Source organism: Candidatus Effluviviaceae Genus I sp. (genome assembly GCA_016867725.1).
In the GTDB taxonomy this organism is placed as follows: domain Bacteria; phylum Joyebacterota; class Joyebacteria; order Joyebacterales; family Joyebacteraceae; genus VGIX01.
This window is the reverse complement of the sequence record VGIX01000012.1, coordinates 13,992-35,834: the sequence shown is the minus strand read 5'-3', so window position 1 is coordinate 35,834 and position 21,843 is coordinate 13,992. Positions and strand designations below refer to the sequence as shown.

Here is a 21,843-nt window from a genome sequence, read left to right as displayed (position 1 = left end):
TCAGCCGTAGGACCAGAAGCAGATGAGCACCACGTTTCCGCGCAGGGCGGCGAGCTCGACGGTCTTCCCGTCCCTGCCCTTGAGCGCGAACGCGGGTGCCTCCTCGCGTCCGGCGGCGAGACTCTCCCGCACGAGCTCATCGAGCGCCCTGTCGCTGCCGTCGCGCCTTCTGAGAAGCCGCGAAAGCTCCGCGCGCGCCGGATCGCCGGCGTCCACCGAGCGCGACACGACGAGCGCGAGAAGGTCGACGGCCGCGTCGAGCTTCCCCGCGGCCTCGTAGGCGGCCGCGAGGTGCCGCACGATCTCGTTCCCCCACGACGGCGTCTCGTCGAGCATCGAGAACGCCTTGACGAGCCGCTCGACGGCGACGGCGTGGTTGCCAGCGCGGTGGTGGGCCCAGCCCGCCGTGTCGAGGATGCTCAGCGAGTCGTACCTCGACGCCGCGAGTCCGAGGGCCGTCTCGGCGAGCTTCACGGCGAGGTTCGGCTCGAGCCCGCGCAGGGCCATGTCGTACGCGATCTCGTTCATGACCGTCGAGCCCGTGTAGCCAGGCAGCATGGCCAGGCTCTGCGCGTAGTCCACCGCGGCGTCGGGGTCGTCCTCGACGACGAGGCGGTACACGTTGGCGTAGATGGCGCCCGGGACGCGCGGGTCCTTCGCCCGCACGATGACGGACTCGGCGACGGCGTGCACACCGTCCATCCCTCGCTCCATCGCAGCGGCGTTGATGACCGCCCCGTACGCGCCGTCGAACGCGCTCGCCCAGGCGTCGCGGGGGACCTCGTCGCCCGCCGCCGCGCCGGCGAGGGCGAGCTCGACGGCCACCCACGGGTCCGCCATCTGGTTCTCGCTTCCGAGTCGCTGCCGCACCATGCGGAGATAGGTGCCCGCGGGGTACTTGCCGTCCTTCGCGACGCCGCGCGCGAGGTCGTCCGCCCTCGCGGCGTCGTCGGGGTCGCCGGTCTCGAGGAGCGCGCCGTCGAGGGCGGCGAGCGCCATCGCGCGCTCGACCTTCGAGAGCGGAAGCTCGAGCGCCCTGTCGCAGAACGCGACGGCCGCGGCGCCGCCCTGCGCCCTGGCGGCCCGCAGGCCGACCGAGAGGACGTTCGTCCGGAGCTCGTCGGGCAGATCGGGATGGTCCGCAAGGAGCGCAAGCGCGCGCTCCGCCCTCCGTGCGTCGTCCTCGATCGACTCGATGGCTCTCGCGGCGCTCCTGGCCTGCGCCGCGCGGACCCTGGGCAGGCCCCACAGGCAGGCGGCCGCCGCCGCCACGATGACCACGATCCACATCCAGCGTCTCATGGGAACCTCCTGCGTGGTGGAACATGCGTGCCGGGCGCAGAATGCTACCACTCCGGGCCGTTGACTTCCAGCCAGCCGTGCGATACGCTTCCGCTGTGGTGTCCGGGAGATGCGGATGATGGCGGCGGGGTCTCACCCTTGGACGGTCTCCGTCCAGGAAGCGTTCCGGATCCAGCAGGACCTCAGAAGCAGGATCAGACTCGAGGACGATCCGGGCGAACCCGCGACGATCGCCGGCATTGACGTTGCCTTCTCCAGCGAGGAGCAGCTTCTCTACGCGGCGATCGTCGTTCTGGACGCAGGCGCGCTCACGCCCGTCGAGACGGTCTCCGCCGTCCAGCAGCCGACGTTCCCCTACGTGCCCGGCCTCCTCACGTTCCGCGAGGGGCCGGTCGTGCTCGAGGCGTACGAGAGGCTGTCGTCGGAGCCCGACCTCCTGATGTTCGACGGTCAGGGCATCGCGCACCCGCGCGGCCTCGGCCTCGCCTCGCACCTGGGCGTTCTCCTGGACAAGCCGTCCATCGGCTGCGCGAAGTCGCGTCTCGTCGGCGAGTTCAAGGAGCCGAAGCAGAAGCGCGGCTCGATGCGGACGCTCAGCTACGAGCGGCGGAAGGTCGGCGTCGTCCTCCGCACGCGCGACAACACGAGGCCCCTCTTCGTCTCTCCGGGTCACCGCGTCACGGTCGAAACGGCGGCCGCGCGGGTCCTGGCGGCGACGCGGGGGTTCCGGACTCCCGAGCCGACCCGGCTGGCCGACATCGAGGCCGAACGGGCGAAACGGGAGCGGAGGCGGTAGCGCCGCCGCGGTGGATGGGGTTGTGCGGTCGAGGAAGGAGAGCACGGGTGGAGCCAGACGATACGGGGAGGGGGGGTGTCGAGATGCCCAATACGTTTCCGGCTTGCCGCATGTGTGAGAAGGGCGTTCTGATTCCACTCTCGGACTACGGACGGGACGGGGCGGCCATCACCTACAAGGCGTGGGTATGCTCCAATCCCAACTGCGGGTTCCACGTTCGGATCGACAACGGCGAGATCAGCCGCGGCACGAGGGTCAACGAAGCGGCCAAGTGATCCACCGGGCTCCAGGATGTGGGCGGGGATGTGTGTCGGCTTGAATGCACAGGTCCCACCCGTGCTCGCTTCCCACAGGTGATGCCATGACGCTTCGGGCGGTCATCTTCGACCTCGACAACACGCTCACCGACTTCATGCGGATGAAGACGGTCTCCATCGAAGCCGCCGTCGAGGAGATGATCGACGCCGGCCTCCGGATGACGCGCGACGAGGCGAAGCGCAGGCTCTTCGAGCTCTACGATCGCGAGGGGATCGAGGACCAGCGCGTCTTCGATAAGTTCCTCAAGGAGGAGCTCGGGGAGATCGATCCCAAGATCCACACGGCCGCCATCCTCGGCTACCGCCGCGGCCGCGAGTACACCCTCGTGCTGTATCCCCACGTCAGGCGCACCCTCATCGAGCTCGTGCGCCGCGGCCTTAAGCTGGTCATTCTCTCCGACGCGCCCCGGTACCAGGCGTGGTCGCGGCTCTGCTATCTCCAGCTCCAGCACTTCTTCGACCACGTCATCACGTTCGAGGACACGCACGTGAGGAAGCCCGATCCGACGCCGTTCATGAAGGCGATCGCGCTTCTCGGCATGCGGCCCGACGAGGTCGTCATGGTCGGGGACTGGCCCGAGCGCGACATGGCGGGCGCGGCCAACGTCGGCATCAAGACCGTGTACGCGAAGTACGGCGACACCTCCGGCGCGGCCGTGTCCGGAGCGGACTACGAGATCGACGACATCTCCGAGCTCCCGCGGATCGTCGACGCGCTCATGGCGAAGCGATAGGAGGAGGGCGATGGTCCGCGCGGTCGGAACCGACGTCGTGGACATCGACCACTTCGAGCGAGTCGTCGCGCGGTCGCGGCCCGGCTTCCTCCACCGGCTCTTCACCGACCAAGAGATCCGATACTGCGAGCGGCACAGGGACAGGATGGCCTCGTACGCGGCGGTGTTCGCGGCGAAGGAGGCCTTCCTCAAGGCCCTCAGGACCGGGCTCTCGCCCGGCATGCGCTGGACCGACGTCGAGGTGGTGCACGAGCGCAGCGGCGCGCCCACGGTCGTGGCGCGCCGCCGATGCGCCGAGCGCCTCGGCGCGGGACGGGCGCACGTGAGCCTCTCGCACTCCGCGCGCTCGGCGCACGCCGTCGTCGTGATCGAGGACGGGGGATGAAGCTCGCGACCTCAGAGACGATGCGGGCGATCGACGCTCACTGCATCGACGTCGTCGGCATCCCGGGGCTCAAGCTCATGGAGTCCGCCGGCGCCGGCACGGTGCGGTTCATCGAGCAGCGGCTCGGGCCGCCGGCCGGCAAGGCGATCACCGTCGTCTGCGGGAAGGGGAACAACGGCGGCGACGGGTTCGTCATCGCGCGCGAGCTGCGCGCGCGCGGCGCCGTCGTCGAGACCTACGTCGCGGGGCACAGGGACGACGTGCTCGGGGACGCGCGGGCGAGCCTCGAACGGCTGGGCTCCGGCGTCGTCGTCGAGCTGGCCGACGGCCGCGCGGTCGGGAGCCTCGCCGCCGCGACCATGAGAAGCGACCTCGTCGTCGACGCGGTCTTCGGCACGGGGTTCAGCGGCGCGCCGCTGGGATTGTCGGGCACCGTCATCGGGCAGATGAACGCGTGCGGCCGTCCGGTGCTGGCCGTGGACGTGCCGTCCGGGCTCAACGCCACGACCGGTGAGGCGGCCGGCGAGTGCGTGCGGGCGAGCTGGACCTGCACGATGGGACTTCCGAAGAGGGGGTTCTACCTCTCGCCCGGCAGGGAGCTCGTCGGCGAGGTGCACGTCGTGGACATCGGCATCCCGGCGAAGGCCGTGGAGGCCGCGGGCGTGCGCGACAACGTGCTCACGGCGCGCGACGCGGCGGCGCTGCTTCCCGCGAGGCCGCACGACGCCAACAAGCGCACCTTCGGCACGGTCGTCGTCGTCGCCGGCTCCGTGGGGTACACGGGCGCGGCGGCGCTCACGGCGCTGTCGGCGCTGCGGGCCGGCGCCGGGCTCGTCGTGCTCGGCGCGCCCGGAAGTCTCAACGACGCCCTCGAGGCCAAGCTCACCGAGGTCATCACGCGGCCGCTCCCGGAGACCGCCGGCCGCGCGCTGTCGAGGGACGCGCTCCCGGCGGTGCGCGCGCTCCTCGAGACCGCGGACGCGCTCGCGATCGGACCGGGGCTCTCACGCGACCCCGAGACGCAGTCGCTCGTCCAGTCCGTGATCGAGGAGGTCCGCGTGCCGTGCGTGGTGGACGCGGACGGGATCAACGCGCTCTCGATCGAGCGCGTGAAGGGGCGCTCCGGCGGAGCGCCCATCGTGCTCACCCCCCACCCGGGCGAGATGGCGCGCCTCACCGGTCGCTCCGCGGCCGACGTCCAGGCGCACCGCGACGAGATCGCGCGCGACGTCGCGGCGCGCAGCGGAGCGACGGTCGTGCTCAAGGGCGCCGGCACCGTCACGGTCGATCCCGGCGGCGAGCTCTATCTCAACCCGACCGGCGGAAGCGGCCTCGCGACGGCCGGCACCGGAGACGTCCTGACGGGCGTCCTCGCGGCGCTGCTCGGGCAGAGGGTGCCGCGAACGACGGCGGCCGCGCTGGGGGCGTTCGTCCACGGCCGTGCCGGCGACATCGCGGCGGCCGGGAAGGGCAGCGTGGGGATGATCGCCGGGGACGTCGTGGACGCGCTGCCGAGCGCGTTCATGGAGCTGGAGCGGGCGCGGTAGGTCCCGACGAGTGAGGGGCTGCGCGACCGCGCGGGGCGGCCGGCTGAACGGGAGGGGTCGATGGCAGCGAAGCTCATCGCGGAGGCCGAGCGGCTCGCGGGGAAGCTCTCGCAGATCCGAAGACAGATCCACATGTACCCGGAGCTCGGGTACGAGGAGCGCAGAACCTCGGCGCTCGTCGCCGAGACGCTCCAGGGCCTCGGGCTCGAGGTCAAGACCGGGGTGGCGAAGACCGGGGTCGTCGGCTTCCTCAGGGGCGCGCGCGCGGGGAAGACCGTGGCGATGCGCGCCGACATGGACGCGCTTCCCATCGCCGAGCAGAACGACGTGCCCTACCGCTCCCGCGTGGACGGCGTGATGCACGCGTGCGGCCACGACGGCAACACGACGATCGTGCTCGGCGCGGCCATGCTCCTCGTGCCGCGCAGGGGCGAACTGGCCGGCAGCGTGAAGTTCATCTTCCAGCCGTCCGAGGAGGCGCCGCCGGGCGGGGCGCAGCCCATGATCGACGCCGGCGTCATGAAGAACCCGAAGGTGGACGCCGTCCTCGGCGTTCACGTTGACCCGTCCATCGACGCGGGCAGGATCGGCGTCCGCGATGGCCCGATGATGGCCGCCGCCGACGACTTCCGGTTCGCCGTGCTCGGCGAAGCGTCCCACGGAGCCAAGCCGCACCTCGGCGTGGACGCCATCGCGCTCTCGGGGCAGGTGATCCAGGCGCTTCAGACCATTCCGAGCAGGCGCATCAACCCGGTGCATCCCGTCGTGCTGACGCTCGGGACCATCAAGGGCGGGTACCGCAGGAACGTCATCGCGGACCGCGTCGACGTCGAGGGCACGGCGCGAACGCTGAACGCGAAGGACCGCGCCGAGGTCGAGAAGCTCATCGGAACGACGCTCGCGCACGTGACGAAGTCGGGCGGCGGCGGATACGAGTACGAGTACGAGCGCGGATACCCCGTGCTCATCTCGGATCCCGGCGTCACCGAGCTCGTCCGCGAGGCGACGCGCGACGTGCTGGGCCGCCGCGGGGTCGTCGAGATCGACGAGCCGTCCATGGGCGGCGAGGATTTCGCGTACTTCCTGAACGCGGCCCCCGGGATGATGATGCGCCTCGGCGTGAGGAACAAGGAGAAGGGGTTCACGCACCCGTGGCACCACCCGCGCTTCGACCTCGACGAGCGGGGACTCTGGGCGGGCGCCGCCGTGATGGCGCGCGCGGCCGTGATGCTCCTGGAGAGAGCGTAGCGTGGAGATCGGGGAGCGGGGGCTCATCGAGCGCCTGCGCCGGGTGATCGGCGCGCCGGGGCGCGGGACGGTGGTCGGCATCGGCGACGACGCCGCCGTGCTCGAGCCCGCCGGCGAGCTTGAGCTCTTCACCTGCGACGCCTTCGTCGAGGGCGTGCACTTCCGTCGCGATTTCGCGTCGCTCGCCGACATCGGCGCGAAGTGCATGACCGCCAACGTGAGCGACATCGCGGCGATGGGCGGGTTCCCGACGAAGGCGACCGTCGCCCTGTGCGTCCCGCCCGGCATGGGCGCGGAGGACGTCGAGGAGCTCTACGCGGGCATGCTCGCGGTCTGCCGCCGCTGCGGCGCGGAGATCGTCGGCGGCGACGTCGTCTCGTCGCGCGAGGGCCTCGTGGTCTCCGTCGCGCTCCTGGGCACCGTGGGCCGCGAGCGCGTCGTGACGCGGGCGCGGGCGGCGGTCGGGGACTCGCTGCTCGTGACGGGGCGGCTCGGCGGCGCGGAGGCGGGGCTCCGGGCGTTCCTCTGCGGCCTTCCGGACGACGGGCCGGTCGTCGAGACGAAGCGGCGGCACCTGGCTCCCACGGCGCGGATCGCCGAGGCGCAGGCGTTCATTGACGTCGCGACGCCGCACGCTATGATAGACGTGAGCGACGGGCTCTCGTCGGAGCTGTGGCACCTCGCCGAAGAGAGCGCGGTCGGCGTCGCTGTCTCGGAGGCGCGGATCCCGCTGGCCGCGGCCGCGACGGAGGTCGCGCGGCGTCTCGGGTGCGAGCCGCTCGAGCTCGCGCTCGGGAGCGGCGAGGAGTTCGAGCTCCTGGTCGCGATCCCGGCGCCCGAGACCGAGAGGACCATCGAGCACGTGAGTGCGGTGACCGGGACCGAGGTCACGCGCATCGGCGAGGTCGTGCCGGCCGCCAGGGGATGCACGCTGGTCCGGGCGGACGGGCGGGAGGAGCCCCTGGCGAGGCTCGGGTACGAGCACCTGGTGACGACCGGGGACGTGGGAGGGAAGCGATGACGCGGCGGGTGGTGGCGGTGCTCATGACAGTGATGGCGTGCGCAGGCGGGGCCGCGCGGGCGACCGATGTCACCGCGAACATCCTCACGGACACGACGTGGACGGTCGCGGGGAGCCCCTGGGTGATCAAGAGGAACGTCCAGGTGCGGCTTGGTGCGACGCTCACCATCGAGCCGGGCGCCACGGTGGCGTTCGACGGGTTCTACCGGTTGGAGACGGACAACACGAAGCCCGCCCCGTCCATCGTCGCGCTCGGAACGGACGACAACCGCATCACGTTCACATCCAATCTCCCGAGCCCCACGGTCGGCAGCTGGAACATGGTGGCGGTCGTGGACTCGTCGTCGTCCTCGGCATTCCGCCACTGCGTGTTCGAGTACGCGACCGAGGGACTGCGCGTCATCGCCGGCGATGCCCAGATCGAGCGCTGCTCCTTCAGCAACTGCCAGACCGGGATCTACCTCCAGTACTCCAGCCCGTCGATCACGGGCACGAGCATCGTGAACTGCACGGTGGCGGGGATACAGTGCCAGTTCAAGTCGACGCGGCCGGAGATCCACGACTGCTATCTGGACAACCGCAGCGGGGGTGCGTACAACGTCCGGCTGGCGAACTACGACGGCGGCGGCTTCGTGTACATCAACGCCGAGTACAACTGGTGGGGGACGAGCGTCGAGTTTGGGGACCAGGGGATCCGCGCGAGCATCTGGGACAACGTCGACGACGTCAACATCAAGGGCGTGGTCATCTACACCCCCTGGTACACCGAGCCTGCCGTGGAGACCACCAGCTGGGGCGCCATCAAGGCGCTGTTCAAGGGGTGAACAGGCCCACTTGCAGGCAGAGGCCACTTCTTGGGCGTCCTGCGTGATCGTGGAGCACGTGCGCATTTATTGTTGACAGCCTGAACAACCTGTGATACTGTAGTAAGTAGCTGGGGATCAAGGGCCTTCGACCTGGAACATGAGGTCAAGGGCCCTGTTTGTTTTCTGGCGAGGCGACCACGGGTGGGGGGCACGGTGAAGGAGGGCGACGTGGCGGCGAGGACTCTGGGACGGATCGGGGCGCTTCTGCTGGTTCTCACGTTCCCTGCTCTCAGCTCGGCCGCGATCACCGCGGCGAAGGCCCTGTCGTTCGACCCTGCGCAGCTCACGTTCGAAAGGCGAGACGGCCTCGATCTGGTCTTCCTCGAGGGCGCCGAAGTCGCCACCGAGCCGGGAGAGCCCATGCTCCCGGCGATCACCGTGCGCTTCCTCCTCCCCCCGGGCGCCGTGTCGGCAGCGCTGGATGTCGACGGCGGCGCGGTCGTGCAACTGCCCGGACGCTTCGCCATCGCTCCCACGCCCCGGCCGGCCACATTCTCCTCCGATCAGGCGGCAGAGATTCCCCAGCGAGACACCGAGACATACAGCTCGGTGCTGCCGTACCCGCGTGGGATTGTCCGGCTGGCCGGGGTCGGCTCCTGGAGCGGTCACTCCATCGCGACCGTCATCGTCTCTCCGCTCCAGTACCGACCGGCGACGGGGGAGCTCTTCCTTCACACCCGCATCGAGATCAGCGTGCGCGCCGAAGGCGTCGCGGGGGCGGCGCGCGCGATCCCCGCTCTCGCCGTCTCGGCGGCGACGCGCTCGGCGCTGGCCGGCGCGGTCGTCAACCCCGAGGCGCTCGCCGGCTACGCGGGCGCCCCGGCCTCGAGGAGCGGCGAGCCGCTGGACTATGTCATCGTTTGCCCGGAGCGCCTGGCTGCGGCGTTCGCGCCGCTGGCCGAGTGGAAGACCATGAAGGGCGTCCGCGCCGAGATCGTGACGCTGGAGGACATCGACGCCGACCCGGCGTACTCCGGCGTGGACGCCGCGGCCGAGATCCGGAACTGCATCGCCGCGCTGCGCGCCGGGCGCGGCCTCACCTGGGTGCTGCTGGGCGGGGACACGGGCGTGGTCCCGGCGCGCCACGCGTACGACTTCATCTACAACCAGGGCCTGCCGTCCGACCTGTACTACGCCGACCTGGACGGCACCTGGAACGACGACGGCGACGGCCGTTGGGGCGAGGTGGCGCAGGACAACGTGGACATGTACGCCGACGTGTACGTCGGGCGCGCCCCGGTGCGGACGGCGGCGGAGACGGCGGCGTTCGTCCAGAAGGTCCTGCTCTACGAGGGCGGTCTGGAGGGGATGCCGACCGACCACCAGCTCCGGATGCTGTTCCTCGGCGAGGTCCTGTGGGACTCGCCGAGCCCGTACACCGACGGCGGCGTCGCGCTCGACCTCATCGAGAGCAGATACGTGCCGCCGCGGTTCAGCCCGATCACGAAGCTCTACGAGAGCCGCGGGAACCTCAGCGCGGCGCTCGCCTCGGACGAGCTCTCTGCCGGCGCGGGCATCGTGTTCCACGAGGGCCACGCGAGCATCGGCGTGGCCAGCGTGGGGCCGGACGCGCTCACCATCCCGCACCTCGACGCGCTCAGGAACGCGCCGCGGGCCGGCGTGTGGTACTCCGTCGGCTGCTGGTCCGCGGCCATCGACCACGACACGTTCGGCGAGCACTGGATCACGAACCCACAGGGCGGCGGCGTGGCGTACGTGGGGAACTCGCGGTACGGGTGGGGCTGCCCAGGCTACCCGGGCCAGTGCGTGTCGGACCTCTACAGCCAGCAGTTCGCCAACTCGCTCTTCGTGAAGGGGCTCTCGCACGCGGGCCTCGTGCACGCGGACGCGAAGCACCAGTACGTCGGCGTCGCGCGCACCGACAACTACATGCGCTACGCGATGTACGTGCTGAACCTGCTCGGGGACCCGGAGATGCCGATCTGGACCGACGCGCCCGCGCCGCTGTCGGTCGTCTGCCCGGACGCCGTGAGCATCGGGTGCGGCGGCGGTCTTTCGGTCGAGGTCCGAAGCGGCGGCGCGGCGGTCGCGGGCGCGACGGTGTGCGTGTCGTCGCCCGAGCTCGGCATCTACGAAGTGGGGGCGACCGACGCGGGCGGCGCCGTGCTCCTTCCGTTCCCGACGGACAACGCCGGTCTGGCGACGGTCGTGGTGACCGCGCAGAACCACATCCCGCACGCCTCGACGGTCGCGATCACGGCGACGACCGACGTGCCCGGCGAGGCGCCGCGTGTGACCGCGCTGGCGCAGAACGCGCCGAACCCCTTCGGCGCCTCGACCGAGATCGCGTTCGTCCTCGCGCGCGGCGGCCGCGTGTCGGTGGCCGTGTACGACGTCGCGGGACGCCGGGTCGCGGCGCTCGCCGACGGGGAGTTCGAGGCGGGTTCGTTCAGGGTCGTATGGGATGGCCGCGACGACCTCGGGCGGGACGTGTCGGCAGGCGCGTACTTCGTCCGCATGGTCGGCGCGGAGTCGCACTTTGAAAGGAAGATGATCCTTCTGAGGTGAGTCGTCGCCCGGGCGGCGCCCCCGAACGGGCGCGTCCGGTCCGACAGGCCGCCTGACGCCGGACACCCCCGGGCCGTCGGCCCGACGATGGTGCGGCGTCGCGAGAGCAGCGCCTTCCGCGCTCCGCGGACCAGCAGCGAGAAGCACAGCGATGGAGCGCGACACGGCGGCCGAGGACGACTCGCATGCGGGCCGGGGTGCGCGGATCCCCCGCGTCCTCCGCGGGACCAGCGCGCATCGCGCGCGCCCCGGCGCCGCCCTCAGTTGCCGCATTGCGGCGCTACAGGCCGTCGCGCCGCCGGGGCAGTCAGCCGCTGGCCGGTTCCCTCGCCGATGTCATTCACTTCGCGATGAGTGCGCGTGACCGCTGCCTGGGACCGGCCGGCGGCCTGCGGAGAGCCCCCCCGGGGCCGCCCGCGCCGCCTATCCAGCCGCCGCGATCCTCTTCTCCAGCGTCTCGATGTGAGCGTCGAGCACGCCGGGGCCGCAGACCTTCCCGTGGCCCGGCACGATCCTCTCGATCTCGAGCTTCCTGAGCCTCTCGAGCCCGATGACCCAGCGCCGCCAGTCCTTCGAGTCGCCGAAGAGCGTCACGGGCCCGGCCTTCTCGTTGACGGCATCGCCCGCGAAGAGCGTCCGCGTCCTCGGGTGGTACACGACGAGCTCGCAGCGGGCGTGGCCGGGGAGGTGCAGGATCTGGACCTCCTCGCCGTTGATCGCGAGCGAGACCTCCTCGCCGACGTGGCGATGCGGCGTGACGGGGTGGACGGGGCCGACGATGCGACGGCACCTGTCGGCGTCGATCTTCAGGAACGCGCAGAGCATCTCCTGGTAGTCCGCGGCGCCGAGGTGCTTGCGCATCTCGGCCATGCACTCGAGGAACGACCTGTGCGCGTAGATGAGCGCGTGACGCTCGTCGAAGAAGCTCGCGGCGAAGCAGTGGTCGAGGTGATGGTGCGTGAGGACGAGGTAGAGCATCTCTCGCGCGGGCGCGCGGCTCTGCGCGAGGCTCCACACGAAGTCCGCCTGCGCCTCGGTCTGTCCCGAGTTGACGAACACGATGGTGCGCGGCGTCGTGATGACGCCGACGTTGGCCGCGTGCACCCCGTCGACCGTCTCCATCCCGAGCACGGCGTGCACGCCGTTCTGGAAGTCGACGACCTCGGGGTTCCCGAGTCCCGGCCGGTCGGTGGCCATGTTCGATCCCTCAGCCGACGAAGATCGGCCTCGCGGAGAGTCGGACGGGGACGTTGATCGGAGCGTACGGCTTTCCGGCGGTCGCCTCGCCGATGATCGCGACAAGCTGCTCGACGGTCAGCGACTTCTGCTCGCCGCCGTGGACCCTGACGGAGAGCTCCGTGCCCTGTGTCTCGCGGTCGCCGACGACGAGCGTGTAGGGGACCCACGCGCGCCCGGACTCGCGGATCTTCTTTCCCATGGACATGTCGCGGTCGTCGAAGTCCGCTCGGTACGGGAGCTTCGCGAGGAGCGCCTCGCAGAAGGCGTGGTGGCGCTCCGCAACGGGGATCACGCGGACCTGCGTCGGCGAAAGCCACAGCGGAAGCGACGGCGTCTTGCCGTCGCGGATCTTCATCGCCTGTTCCTCGAGGATGGCCGCGACGACCCGCTCGATGGACCCGGAGACCGACGTGTGCATGAGGATGGGGTGCTTCCTCTGCCCGTCCTCGTCCACGTACTTGATGTCGAACCGCTCGGTGTTCTCGACGTCGATCTGCACGGTCGAGAGACACGACGACTTGCCCTGCGCGTCGATGAAGTTGAACTCGAGCTTCGAGACGAAGTAGAAGAACCGCTCGTCCCAGATCTCGAGGAGGACCGGCTTCCCCGCGCGCCTCGCGATCTCTCGGGCGAACTGCGGGTCCTCGTCGAGGAACTCGCGCACGAACCGCACCGCGACCTCGTACTCGAGCCCGAAGTCCCTCATGCACTCCATCGCGAGGTCCATCTGCCGGAGGTACTCCTCGCGCGCGGAGTCGCGGTCGCGCGCGAGCGTGTGGAGGTCGGGCATCGTGAACGTGCGGAGGCGCCGGAGCCCGGAGAGCTCGCCGGTCTGCTCGCGTCGGAACGAGTAGTGGCTGATCTCGAAGAGCCGCGAGGGAAGGGCTCGGTACGAGAGCTGCATGTCGTGCTGCATGAGGTACTGGCCGAAGCACGCCGCGAACCGCAGGAAGTACTCCTTCTTGTCCGACAGCACGACGTACTGCCGCGCCGGGAACCGGTTCATGTAGCTCATGAGGTTCGGGTGCTGGTAGTCGTACATGATCGGCGTCTCGACGCGCATCGCGCCGTAGCGCGAGAGGAGCGCGCTCACGTGGTCCTCGAGGAGGCGCTTGACGAGCTCGCCGCTCGGGTACCAGCGGAAGTTGCCCGGGTCGGACGCGGGCTCGTAGTCCACGAGCTCGAGGCGCTTCATGAGCTCGATGTGCGCGGGCGGCTCGGTCGAGACGCGCGTGCCCGACATCTCGTACTCGTACATGCACTGGAAGCGGTGGTTGCCGGACAGGTCGCACTCCGCCGCGCGGCGCTCCGTGCCGTCCGGCGAGAGGATGCGCCACTCCGAGCGAAGCGCCTTCTCGGCCTTGAGCGCGGCCGAGGCCGCAGCGTCCGGCGCGTCACCGCCGGCCCCCGCCTGCGCGCCGCCCTCGGCGGGCGCGATGGTGCGCGCGAGCTCCGACAGCGGGTGCCCCTTGCACTCGATCTCGAAGCCCTTGTAGAAGCCGAACGGAGCATGGTGGACCTTAAGGCCGTGGTCTCCGGCGGCGACGATCTCACGGACGCGGTCGAGCACCTTCGTGGCGACGCGCGGGGAGGAGAGGTCGCTCGAGAGGTGCGCGTACGGGTACAGCATCACGGCCTTCGTGCGGACCTGCTTCGCCTGCTCGACGATGGCGGCCGCCGCCTGCTGCGCCACCGACTCGATGCCCTTCTCGTCCGTCTTCTCGGACGCCATGAACGCGACGAGCGCGTCGCCGAGCGACGCCTTCTCGAGCGACGCGTCGAGCGCCGCCGCGGACGAGACGGCGGCGGTGCGGTCGGTCACGTGGTAGCTGAATCGGCCGGCGTGGATGAGCAGAATGCGCATGGTCGGTGTCTCGGTGTCTGGTGTCGCTGGTTCTCGGGACGCGTCGCGGGCGGACCGCTGGGCCGCCGGACCTTGGCCGGCGCCGCCCGGTGGTGCGTGGTCATTCTATCACGCTGCGCGCGGCCGCTCAACGGCGCGCACGATGGGCGGGATGACGGCCAGCTGGAGCGCGGCCCCGATCCAGCCGGCGCCGAGCGCGGCGAGCGCGGCGGCGGCCGTCCGCGCCTGGATGCCCAGAACGGGGGCCAGCCAGACGACGGCCGTGATCCAGACGATCCGGCCGACGAGCATGGCGGCGACCAGCGCGAGGACAAGAGCCAGGTAAGGCCGGCGCGCGAGCGCACGCCCGATGAGCGGCCTGACGACGCCTGCGACGACTCCGTAGGCCGCGAGCTCGAAGACCATCGGGACCATGTAGAAGACCGTGGGGCGCCCGGTGAGCAGCATGCTCAGCACGGGCGAGCCGGCGCCGACGACGAGGCCCGCGGCCGGGCCGAGAAGAAGCCCGGCGATGAGCGCCGGGATGTGCATGGGCAGGAGGATGCGGCCGCCGAGCGGCACCGCGTGAAACGCGATGGGGAGCATCACGCCGAGCGCGAGGAGGACGGCGGTCGCGGTCAGCGTTCGGGTGGTCGTTCTTCGTGAGCGGATTGTCGCGATGGCTGCACCTCCTCGCTGGGCGTCGGTCCATTGTACACGACGGCGGCGGTCGCGGCGAGGTGCCTCCATCCCGCGCGCGCCGGGTCGTGCCGCGCTCCGCGGATTCGCTCGCGCGCGGTTGTCGCCGCGAAGGCCTCGGGGTGCCCGAGGGATACCTGGTTCCAGGCGCACCAGAGGTCAGGGACCAGGTCGGGGTCGTCTCCGCCGTGCGCGATGGCAGCCGGACACACGGCGCACCGCTCGATGTGAGGACAGGCCGCGCACGCGCGATAGCCGGAGCGCTTGCGCTCCCTGCGCGTGAACGCGCCCAACCCCTCGAGCGCGCGCGCCGCCTCGAGTCGTCGCCGCCCGAGGTCCCCGTCGCCGAGGCGCCCGATCCTCGCCGCCGCGACCGCCGCCTTCATGAGCGGTGTGGCGGGACGTTGGCACGACGCTGCGAACGCGCCGCACGCGACCACGGCGCCGTCCACGTCCACCGCCAGGCCGTCGGTGCGGATGTCGCACATCATGCGGTCCGCGGCCCCGCGGCGGGGCCCTGCCGCGAGCGCGAGCGGCGAGCCGCGGCCCGGCTGCCGCCGGCGCCTCGCGTCCTCAGCGATGAGGGCGAACTGCCGGTCCAGCTCCTCGATGTCCCGGAGGCGCCACTCGGGCGCGGGCGTGATGAGCGGGGTCACGACGACGCGGCGGGCGTCCTTGTCGGCGAAGTACGCGAGCGACGCCGCCAGGTCCCTCACGTTGGTCGGGGTGAGCGTGAGCGAGACCGCGACGCGGTCCCGGAGGAAGTCCGGCCGGCGCTTTCGCAGGCGGTCGAGCAGGCGGTCCAGGACGTCGAAGGTGCCCGGTTGTCGCCCCCGCTGCGCGCGTCGGACGCCGTCGAAGCTCAACTGCGTCTCCACGTCCTCGGCCGCGAGGAACTCCGCGATCCGCTCGGTGATGAGCGTGCCGTTGGTCTGGACCGACGCGCGAACGCGCCGCCCCTCCCCGAAGCGCTCTTTGGCGCGGAGCACTGCGCGTCGGAGCAGCTCGAACTCCAGAAGAGGCTCGCCGCCGAGGAAGGCCAGCTCCACCTCGGCTGCCGACGACGAGCAGAGGACGTCAACGACCGTCCGCAGCGTCCGCCAGGACATGCGGCCGGGCCGGCGCGCGGTCTGGTAGCAGTACGCGCACCGGAGGTTGCACCGCGCCGTCAGGACGACGCGCAGCGCCTCAACGGCTTCCGATGAGGCCATCGCCGGCTCGCACGTTCGCCGCGCAGGCGCTAGGCGAGCTTCTCCTGCGCGAAAGGCCCGCTGTCCGGCGCCTGAAGGGTCGCCGTCAGATCGTCGAGCCACTGGATGATGCCCGCGAGGCCCTCGGCGTAGTCAGCCGCGACGAGGTACGGGGCCGTGACGGTCTTGCAGATGGCCATCGGCAGCGGCACCGGGCCGCTGACGATTCCGGTCACGCGGCTCCCGGGCGGCAGCGCCTGCACCTTGGTGAGGAGAGCCTGCGCGTTCGCCCTGCACTGAGCGAGGTGGGTCCTGACCTCTCCCACGGTGAGGTGCGGCATGGTCCTTCTCCTTTCCGGTCCGGCCGCGCCGCGTGACGCGCGGCAGCGCCGGAAACCCGTCAGTACGTCCCCTTCTTCGCCTCGAGCACCCAGACGTCGCCTCTCAGGGTCTGTCTCTGGAACAGGACGCGCTCGCCGTCCTGCGAGACATCGAACACCGCCTCCGCGCTCATGGGGCCGAAGTCGACGACGGGCTCGACGGCGGCTGGCCGTCCACCCGTCGGCGGCAGCGACCAGAGCGTCACGCGGTCGGTCCCGTTCAGCGCGCTCACGAGAAGCCTCGTCGCCGTCGGGTCCCAGCGAACGCGAACCGCGCCGATCCCCGCCGTCACTCGCCGCGCGGGACCGCTTCCGTCCGCGGTCACGCTCCAGACATCCCGTTCGCTGGTGTCCGCGCCGATGAACACGATCTCGGTCCCGTCGGGCGCCCAGGCCGGCGCGTAGGCGGACACCTCGCCGCGCGTCAGGCGCCTCGGCTCGCCGCCGGGCCGCCCGTTCGACATGGGGAGCACCCAGATGTCCCACGTTCCCTCGCGGTCGGACGCGAAGGCCAGCGCTTTCCCGTCGGGCGACCACGCGGGGTGGATGTCAGACGCGGGGTCGTCGGTCAGACGGACGGCCGCCCCGCCGCCAGCAGGCAGGGCCCACAGATCCCGCTCCCCGCCGACGATCCGGTAGTAGGCGATCCACCTGCCGTCGCGCGATACCGAAGGCTGCGAGGCCTCACCCGGCTGGTCTGTCAGGCGCCGCGGCGTCCCTGTCGGCGTTGCGCCGCGCAGCGAGAGCGCGCCGAGCTCGGCGCGCGCGCCCCACTGCGTCGAGACGAACACAACGTCCTCGGTTCCCGGCACGAAGGCGCCCATGCACGTCCCCTTGAGCACGGGCAGTTCGCTCGCGACACCGGTCTTTCGGTCGGCGACGATGATGTCCGTCTCCGTGGTCGCGGAGGAGTAGGCGAGCTTGGAGCCGTCCCTGGAGACGCTGGGCTCCCCCTCGAACCCCGAGCCGGCCGTGAGCCGCTCCGGCCTGCCGCCCCGTCGAGGCACGCGCCAGAGGGCCGTGGTCCCGCCGCGGTTCGACGAGAAGTACACATGCCTGCCGTCGGACGACCAGGCCGGGCTCGCGTCGCCGGCGCCGACGTCGGTGAGCGGACGCGGCGCGCCGCCGTCCGCGGGGACCGTCCAGAGATTGTGGCGCGTCGCGTAGCAGATCGTCCGGCCGTCCGGCGACCACGCGGGCGCGTAGTGGTCCCACACGCCGTCGCTGTCGCCGGTCCGCGCCTCGGCGGACGAGGGAGACGACAGCGGCGCGACGTGGATGCGCCTCCAGCCCGACGCTCCGACGCGCGCGAACGCGATGCGTGCGCCGTCGGGCGAGATCGCTGGGAACTCCGCGTCCTCGACGAGGAGCGTGGCGCCTCCGCCGAACTGGCTCACCTTCCAGACGTCGCTTCGCCCGTTGCGATCCGAGACGAACACGATCGCGGTGCCGTCCGGAAGCCACGCCGGCGAGTCGTCTATCGCCGGATCGTCGGTGAGACGGAGCGTGCTCCCGCCGCGGACGTCGGTCACGTGGATGTCGTAGTTCCCCGATTCGTCGGAGACGTACGCGATTCTCGCGCCGTCCGGCGAGACCGCGGGCTGGTCCTCCCATCCCGAGGCGGCCGTCACTCGGAGCGGTCTTCCCGTAGGCATCGGGCCGCCGTCCCTGCCGCGCAGGGCACCCCACGCGACGGCTCCGGCGGCGACGCAGAGCGCGACGACCGCGGTGGCGCGAAGCGCCGCGCGCCTCCTCGGGTCCGCGAACCCCCAGGTACGCGCCGTCGCGTCCGCGGCCGAGTCGAGAACGCGCGTGAGCGCGCGGAGGTCGTCGACGAGCGTGGCCGCGTTCTGATACCGGGCAGCCGGGTCCTTGGCGAGCGCCTTCCTGACGATGGCGTCCAGCTCGGGCGGCACGCCGGGCCGCTCGCGCGAGAGCGGAGGCGGGACCGCGTTCAGAATGGAGTGGATGACGGCCTGGTCGTGGTCGCCCTCGAACGGCGGCCGGCCGGCCACCATCTCGTAGAGCACGACCCCGAGCGACCAGATGTCGGTGCGGGCGTCCACCTCGCCGCCGCGCGCCTGCTCGGGGGACATGTAGGCGATCGTCCCGAGCGCGCTTCCGGCAGCCGTGATGCTCGTCCGACCGGAGAGCTTGGCGAGACCGAAGTCGATGATGCGCGGCGTGCTGGGCTCCGTCAGCATGACGTTGCCCGGCTTGATGTCCCTGTGCACGATGCCGGCGGCGTGCGCGGCCCGGAGCCCGCGCGCGATGCCGACTGCGACCTCGATGGCCTCGGCGATCTGCAGGGGGCCCGCCTTCAGCCGCTCCTTGAGCGAGCGGCCCTCGTAGCACGCCATGCAGATGAACGTGGCGCCGGAGTCGGTTTCGTCGACCTCGTGGATCGTGCAGATGTTCGGGTGGTCAATGCCGCAGACGGCGCGCGCCTCGCGGAGGAACCGCTCCTTCGCGTCGGCGTCGCTCGTGAGCGCTCTGGTGAGGAACTTGAGGGCGACCGTGCGACCGAGCTTCGTGTCCTCGGCCTTGTAGACGACGCCCATGCCGCCGGAGCCGAGCTCTCCGATGATCCGGTAGTGGGAGACGGTCTCGCCGATCATGGGCGGCCCTCACGCGCGGCTCGCGTCCCGGTCCCGAGAGCAGGGTGAGGCGTTCAGGCGGACCGGGGCGGCGCGGGCATCCGCGCCGTCGCCTCACGATGATAGGCCGTCGGCTGTGCGGGGAACAGGTCTTTTTGAAGATTGGTCGCGAAAGGCTGACTTCACGGCGGCCGCGTCGGCCCGTCGCCGTCGGAACACGCGCAGCCGGGCCGGCGGACTCAGGCGCCGCGGGTCACGACGAGGAGGTCCGGCTCGGGCATCTCCCAGATGCCGCAGGCGAACGTCTCCTGGTTCTCCTCGGTGCACTCGTTCTCGATGCGGCGCCAGACGTCTTCGCGCAGCCGGATGGTGAGCACCGCGCCGTCCTTCACGGCCTCGATGCTCATGTCGCGCGCGTCGGCGACGGCGAGCCCGCCGTTTCCGACGGTGCACGGCGTCGAGAGCTGGAGGCCGTCGACGCAGCAGGAGTGCGGCGGGACGGGCCCCGTGTTGGCCGTGATCCTGATGGTGAAGGGCTCGCACCCGAGCTCTCGCGTCACCACGCGGCCCATGCGGAGGCCGACCACGAGGAAGGGCCCCAGGTGCGTGTGGAACTCGGCGGCGCGGCGGAGCTCATCGGGAATCGTCATGGGTCACCCTCTTCGGTCGCTGGGCCGGACTCGTCCCCCGCCACCGCCTGGAAAGAGCTCCCAGCGCCGGCAATGCCAGGTTCTGGGAGCTTCCGTATGCTGATCTCTTCGCTCCCCGACGCCGCGTCGAGCGTGATGCCCTCCACGAGCGCCCGGACCACGCACTTCCACCGGAACCGGGCCAGAGCGACGAGCGGCGACCGCGCTGCGTGGGAGCTACTCGATGAGGACGAGCTTCCCGTGGGTGCGGCGACCGCCCGCAGATGCGCGAACCAGGTAAACACCGGACGCCGCTCGAGTCCCGGCCTCCGAGCACCCATCCCACGTCACCGAAGCTGTCCCTTCCGAACTCGTCCCCGCAACGCACGGTCCCCAGATCCGCCTGCCGTCAACTGAGTAGATCGTGACGCGCACGTCGCCGCGATCGCCTGGCGATGTGATGTCCAGGCGGACGGAACCGCGGGCGGGGTTGGGGCTGCAGAGCAGCGTGGGGCCTCCGGCGGTCCCGGCTGGAGCGGGCTGGGCCGCTACTCCCGTCGACACCAGACCTCCCTCAGGCACCAGCCACTCGATGACGCGCCTCATGAGCGTTGCGCGGGTGCATGGAGGCTCCCCGCCCTCCGGAACGGCCTCGAACGGGAACGCGAAGAACACGGTCCTGAACGCGGAGGTGTCGACCTCCGCCGGGTAGCGAATCGCAGCGGCCCCCGGCCCCGGCACGCCGTTCATGACTCGTGCGGCGAGGCCGTCGGGGAAGACGGAGTCGGACCGGTTCGTGAAGGGATACTCCAGCGGGTTGAACACGAGGCCGTCCCCGATCGGGTCTCCCGGCAGCCCCGCGACCCCCGGCTTGGACGAGTCCTTGAAGCTCCCGCTGACGTGCAGGTACCGGGCGGCGAAGTCCGGGACCCCGACGGGCGCCTCACTGAGATAGTCCTGGGACGAGAGGAAGAGCCTGCCGCCGCCGTCGAGATAGCTGGACAGCAGACCCTCTTCCTCGGGGCTCAATGTCGTCCCGCGCACGCCCCGCCGCGTCGCTGAGGTGAACCAGATCACGGCGTCATGCTCGGCGAGAAGGTCCGCCGTGACGGCGCCGTCGGGCACGATGTGCCACGTGCGGTAGGCAAGGTGGTTCTCCTTAAGCGACTGCTCGTAGGCGGTCTCGTAGGGACCGAAGAAGTCGTCGTCGTCGACGAGCAGGATCCTCGGCTCGACGAAGAAGGTCTCGGAGGCAGAGAAGCCCGTGGCCACGATCTGAAGGGTGAGCTCCAGCGGGCCCGGGGGACGCGCTGGATCGACTTGGAATCCAAAGGGTGTGAGCGATGTGGCTGATTCACCCCAGACGAGATCGGGGTAGGCCGAAGACTGCTGTGTCACGGAGACGAAGACGTCGTCCGTCGAGAGCGTCGCAGAGACCGCGGAGGCACGGGCGAACAGGTTCCGCAACTCGACCTCGAGGGAGACAGCCTCCCCCGGGTCGACCCGCCCATCGCCATTGCCCCCGGCGGAGTCATCGACCACGCACCCTGCGTAGACGACGGATGGTCCCCTGGGGACGCTCGATCTGACGATGCCGGATTGGGTCGTGTAGTACACGCGCATCGAGTCGTCCGTGGCGATGTCAAAGCCGTACCTGCTGCCGTCCAGGATCTCGTCAACGAGCGGCCACCACCCTCGCCCGGAGTCCAGGCTGTAGAAGAGCTGATCGGAATCGGGCCAGTACACGTGGTCAACTCCGAGGAAGACGGTGTCCTGCCTCAGAGACAGCGGCTCGAGCGCCTTCGTCCTGAGGTACGTGATGTCGGGCACCCCGGAAACACAGAGCGTGTTCCATGTTCCCCCGCCATCCGCCGTCTCGTAGATAGCACCGGTCACAGCGGCGCCGAAGTACACGCCTGATCCGGCAATCAGCCGCTTGGGATCGACGGCCGAGATGTGCAGGCGAGAGACCTGCCGGATGAGACCCGGCGGGACGCCCTCGTCACCCGGCCACCCAAGCCACTCCCAGGTCGCTCCGGAGTCCTCCGTCTTGTAGACCCCCGTTCCCCCCGGCTCATAATCGTAGGTCGACACGAACACGGTGCTGCTGTCGGTCGGATCAACCACGATGTCCGAGATCCCCTCATTGTACCCCAACGGGAGATTCACCCCGATGTCACTCCAGGTACTCCCCCAGTTCTCGCTTCGGAGGATCGTGCCGAACGCCCCCCTCCAGCGATTCGTCCCGACATACAGACGCCTGCCATTCGCGGGATCCAGCGTGATCACCGTCGCTGCGATGTCTGCGGTCCTCGGTTCCCAGGTGACCCCGCCATCTCTGGAGACATACACAGCCCCGCCGACCGCATACATGAACGTCGGACGCCGGGGATCGACCACGACGTCATGCATGCCCGCGAGCTCAGGGAGCGGTGACCAGGATGAGCCCCCGTCATCGGTCCGATATGCCCGCCGGGTGCCGTCCAGGAAGGCCGCTGTGAGGATCGTATCTCCGGTCGCG

18 protein-coding genes are annotated in these 21,843 nt (G+C 70.7%); 9 read left to right on the top strand and 9 right to left on the bottom strand.

Features of this window, described 5'->3' with window-relative positions; all coding sequences use genetic code 11:
• Entirely contained in the window at positions 1 to 1,302 is a 1,302-nt protein-coding gene (locus tag FJY74_04610; GenBank protein ID MBM3307584.1) for a hypothetical protein, read from the bottom strand.
• Between the two features lie 118 nt (positions 1,303 to 1,420).
• Between FJY74_04610 and nfi the strand changes: the two genes are divergently transcribed.
• From nfi to FJY74_04565, 9 genes are all read left to right on the top strand, one after another.
• A complete protein-coding gene (gene nfi, locus FJY74_04605) occupies positions 1,421 to 2,098 on the top strand; it encodes a deoxyribonuclease V (protein MBM3307583.1) in 678 nt (225 codons plus the stop codon).
• A gap of 83 nt (positions 2,099 to 2,181) precedes the next feature.
• Positions 2,182 to 2,373 (top strand): hypothetical protein, encoded by a 192-nt coding sequence (locus FJY74_04600; GenBank protein MBM3307582.1) that lies wholly within the window; start codon positions 2,182 to 2,184, stop codon positions 2,371 to 2,373.
• Between the two features lie 86 nt (positions 2,374 to 2,459).
• Entirely contained in the window at positions 2,460 to 3,149 is a 690-nt protein-coding gene (locus FJY74_04595; protein ID MBM3307581.1) for an HAD-IA family hydrolase, read from the top strand.
• 10 nt (positions 3,150 to 3,159) lie between these two features.
• Positions 3,160 to 3,534 carry a holo-ACP synthase gene (gene acpS / locus FJY74_04590; protein ID MBM3307580.1) on the top strand — a complete coding sequence of 125 codons (375 nt, stop codon included), beginning with the start codon at positions 3,160 to 3,162 and terminating at the stop codon, positions 3,532 to 3,534.
• On the top strand, positions 3,531 to 5,081 hold the full coding sequence (locus FJY74_04585) for an NAD(P)H-hydrate dehydratase (GenBank protein MBM3307579.1): 1,551 nt from the start codon (positions 3,531 to 3,533) through the stop codon (positions 5,079 to 5,081). The genes acpS and FJY74_04585 overlap by 4 nt, the downstream gene beginning before the upstream one ends.
• Positions 5,082 to 5,141: 60 nt before the next feature.
• Positions 5,142 to 6,329 (top strand): amidohydrolase, encoded by a 1,188-nt coding sequence (locus FJY74_04580; GenBank protein MBM3307578.1) that lies wholly within the window; start codon positions 5,142 to 5,144, stop codon positions 6,327 to 6,329.
• A gap of 1 nt (position 6,330) precedes the next feature.
• Positions 6,331 to 7,350 (top strand): thiamine-phosphate kinase, encoded by a 1,020-nt coding sequence (gene thiL, locus FJY74_04575; GenBank protein ID MBM3307577.1) that lies wholly within the window; start codon positions 6,331 to 6,333, stop codon positions 7,348 to 7,350.
• Positions 7,347 to 8,174: a right-handed parallel beta-helix repeat-containing protein gene (locus tag FJY74_04570; protein MBM3307576.1), complete on the top strand. Its 828-nt coding sequence runs from the start codon at positions 7,347 to 7,349 to the stop codon at positions 8,172 to 8,174. The genes thiL and FJY74_04570 overlap by 4 nt, the downstream gene beginning before the upstream one ends.
• Positions 8,175 to 8,384: 210 nt before the next feature.
• Positions 8,385 to 10,745, top strand: a complete 2,361-nt coding sequence (locus FJY74_04565; GenBank protein MBM3307575.1) for a hypothetical protein — start codon at positions 8,385 to 8,387, stop codon at positions 10,743 to 10,745.
• Between the two features lie 423 nt (positions 10,746 to 11,168).
• Here the strand turns inward: FJY74_04565 and FJY74_04560 are convergent, their stop codons facing one another.
• The 8 genes from FJY74_04560 to FJY74_04525 all read right to left on the bottom strand — a co-directional run bounded on the left by FJY74_04560 (position 11,169) and on the right by FJY74_04525 (position 21,491).
• Positions 11,169 to 11,942, bottom strand: coding sequence for an MBL fold metallo-hydrolase (locus FJY74_04560; GenBank protein MBM3307574.1), 774 nt, complete (start codon positions 11,940 to 11,942; stop codon positions 11,169 to 11,171).
• Between the two features lie 10 nt (positions 11,943 to 11,952).
• A complete protein-coding gene (locus FJY74_04555; GenBank protein MBM3307573.1) occupies positions 11,953 to 13,848 on the bottom strand; it encodes a threonine--tRNA ligase in 1,896 nt (631 codons plus the stop codon).
• Between the two features lie 108 nt (positions 13,849 to 13,956).
• Entirely contained in the window at positions 13,957 to 14,436 is a 480-nt protein-coding gene (locus tag FJY74_04550; GenBank protein MBM3307572.1) for an ECF transporter S component, read from the bottom strand.
• Between the two features lie 29 nt (positions 14,437 to 14,465).
• On the bottom strand, positions 14,466 to 15,737 hold the full coding sequence (locus tag FJY74_04545; protein MBM3307571.1) for a radical SAM protein: 1,272 nt from the start codon (positions 15,735 to 15,737) through the stop codon (positions 14,466 to 14,468).
• Between the two features lie 29 nt (positions 15,738 to 15,766).
• Positions 15,767 to 16,057, bottom strand: a complete 291-nt coding sequence (locus tag FJY74_04540; protein ID MBM3307570.1) for a hypothetical protein — start codon at positions 16,055 to 16,057, stop codon at positions 15,767 to 15,769.
• A 59-nt stretch (positions 16,058 to 16,116) separates the two neighbouring features.
• Positions 16,117 to 18,714, bottom strand: coding sequence for a PD40 domain-containing protein (locus FJY74_04535; protein MBM3307569.1), 2,598 nt, complete (start codon positions 18,712 to 18,714; stop codon positions 16,117 to 16,119).
• A gap of 218 nt (positions 18,715 to 18,932) precedes the next feature.
• The gene (locus FJY74_04530) at positions 18,933 to 19,343 is read right to left on the bottom strand and encodes a formylmethanofuran dehydrogenase subunit E family protein (protein MBM3307568.1); all 411 of its coding nucleotides are present in this window, start codon (positions 19,341 to 19,343) and stop codon (positions 18,933 to 18,935) included.
• 216 nt (positions 19,344 to 19,559) lie between these two features.
• Complete coding sequence (locus FJY74_04525; GenBank protein MBM3307567.1) at positions 19,560 to 21,491, bottom strand: hypothetical protein; 1,932 nt, start codon at positions 21,489 to 21,491, stop codon at positions 19,560 to 19,562.
• Between the last annotated feature and the right edge of the window lie 352 nt (positions 21,492 to 21,843).

Bases quoted from the DNA above. Each gene is read 5' to 3' on its own strand.
- FJY74_04610 (MBM3307584.1), bottom strand. From the start codon at position 1,302: ATGAGACGCTGGATGTGGATCGTGGTCATCGTGGCGGCGGCGGCCGCC.
- nfi (MBM3307583.1), top strand. From the start codon at position 1,421: ATGGCGGCGGGGTCTCACCCTTGGACGGTCTCCGTCCAGGAAGCGTTC.
- FJY74_04600 (MBM3307582.1), top strand. From the start codon at position 2,182: ATGCCCAATACGTTTCCGGCTTGCCGCATGTGTGAGAAGGGCGTTCTG.
- FJY74_04595 (MBM3307581.1), top strand. From the start codon at position 2,460: ATGACGCTTCGGGCGGTCATCTTCGACCTCGACAACACGCTCACCGAC.
- acpS (MBM3307580.1), top strand. From the start codon at position 3,160: ATGGTCCGCGCGGTCGGAACCGACGTCGTGGACATCGACCACTTCGAG.
- FJY74_04585 (MBM3307579.1), top strand. From the start codon at position 3,531: ATGAAGCTCGCGACCTCAGAGACGATGCGGGCGATCGACGCTCACTGC.
- FJY74_04580 (MBM3307578.1), top strand. From the start codon at position 5,142: ATGGCAGCGAAGCTCATCGCGGAGGCCGAGCGGCTCGCGGGGAAGCTC.
- FJY74_04570 (MBM3307576.1), top strand. From the start codon at position 7,347: ATGACGCGGCGGGTGGTGGCGGTGCTCATGACAGTGATGGCGTGCGCA.
- FJY74_04560 (MBM3307574.1), bottom strand. From the start codon at position 11,942: ATGGCCACCGACCGGCCGGGACTCGGGAACCCCGAGGTCGTCGACTTC.
- FJY74_04555 (MBM3307573.1), bottom strand. From the start codon at position 13,848: ATGCGCATTCTGCTCATCCACGCCGGCCGATTCAGCTACCACGTGACC.
- FJY74_04545 (MBM3307571.1), bottom strand. From the start codon at position 15,737: ATGGCCTCATCGGAAGCCGTTGAGGCGCTGCGCGTCGTCCTGACGGCG.
- FJY74_04540 (MBM3307570.1), bottom strand. From the start codon at position 16,057: ATGCCGCACCTCACCGTGGGAGAGGTCAGGACCCACCTCGCTCAGTGC.
- FJY74_04535 (MBM3307569.1), bottom strand. From the start codon at position 18,714: ATGATCGGCGAGACCGTCTCCCACTACCGGATCATCGGAGAGCTCGGC.
- FJY74_04530 (MBM3307568.1), bottom strand. From the start codon at position 19,343: ATGACGATTCCCGATGAGCTCCGCCGCGCCGCCGAGTTCCACACGCAC.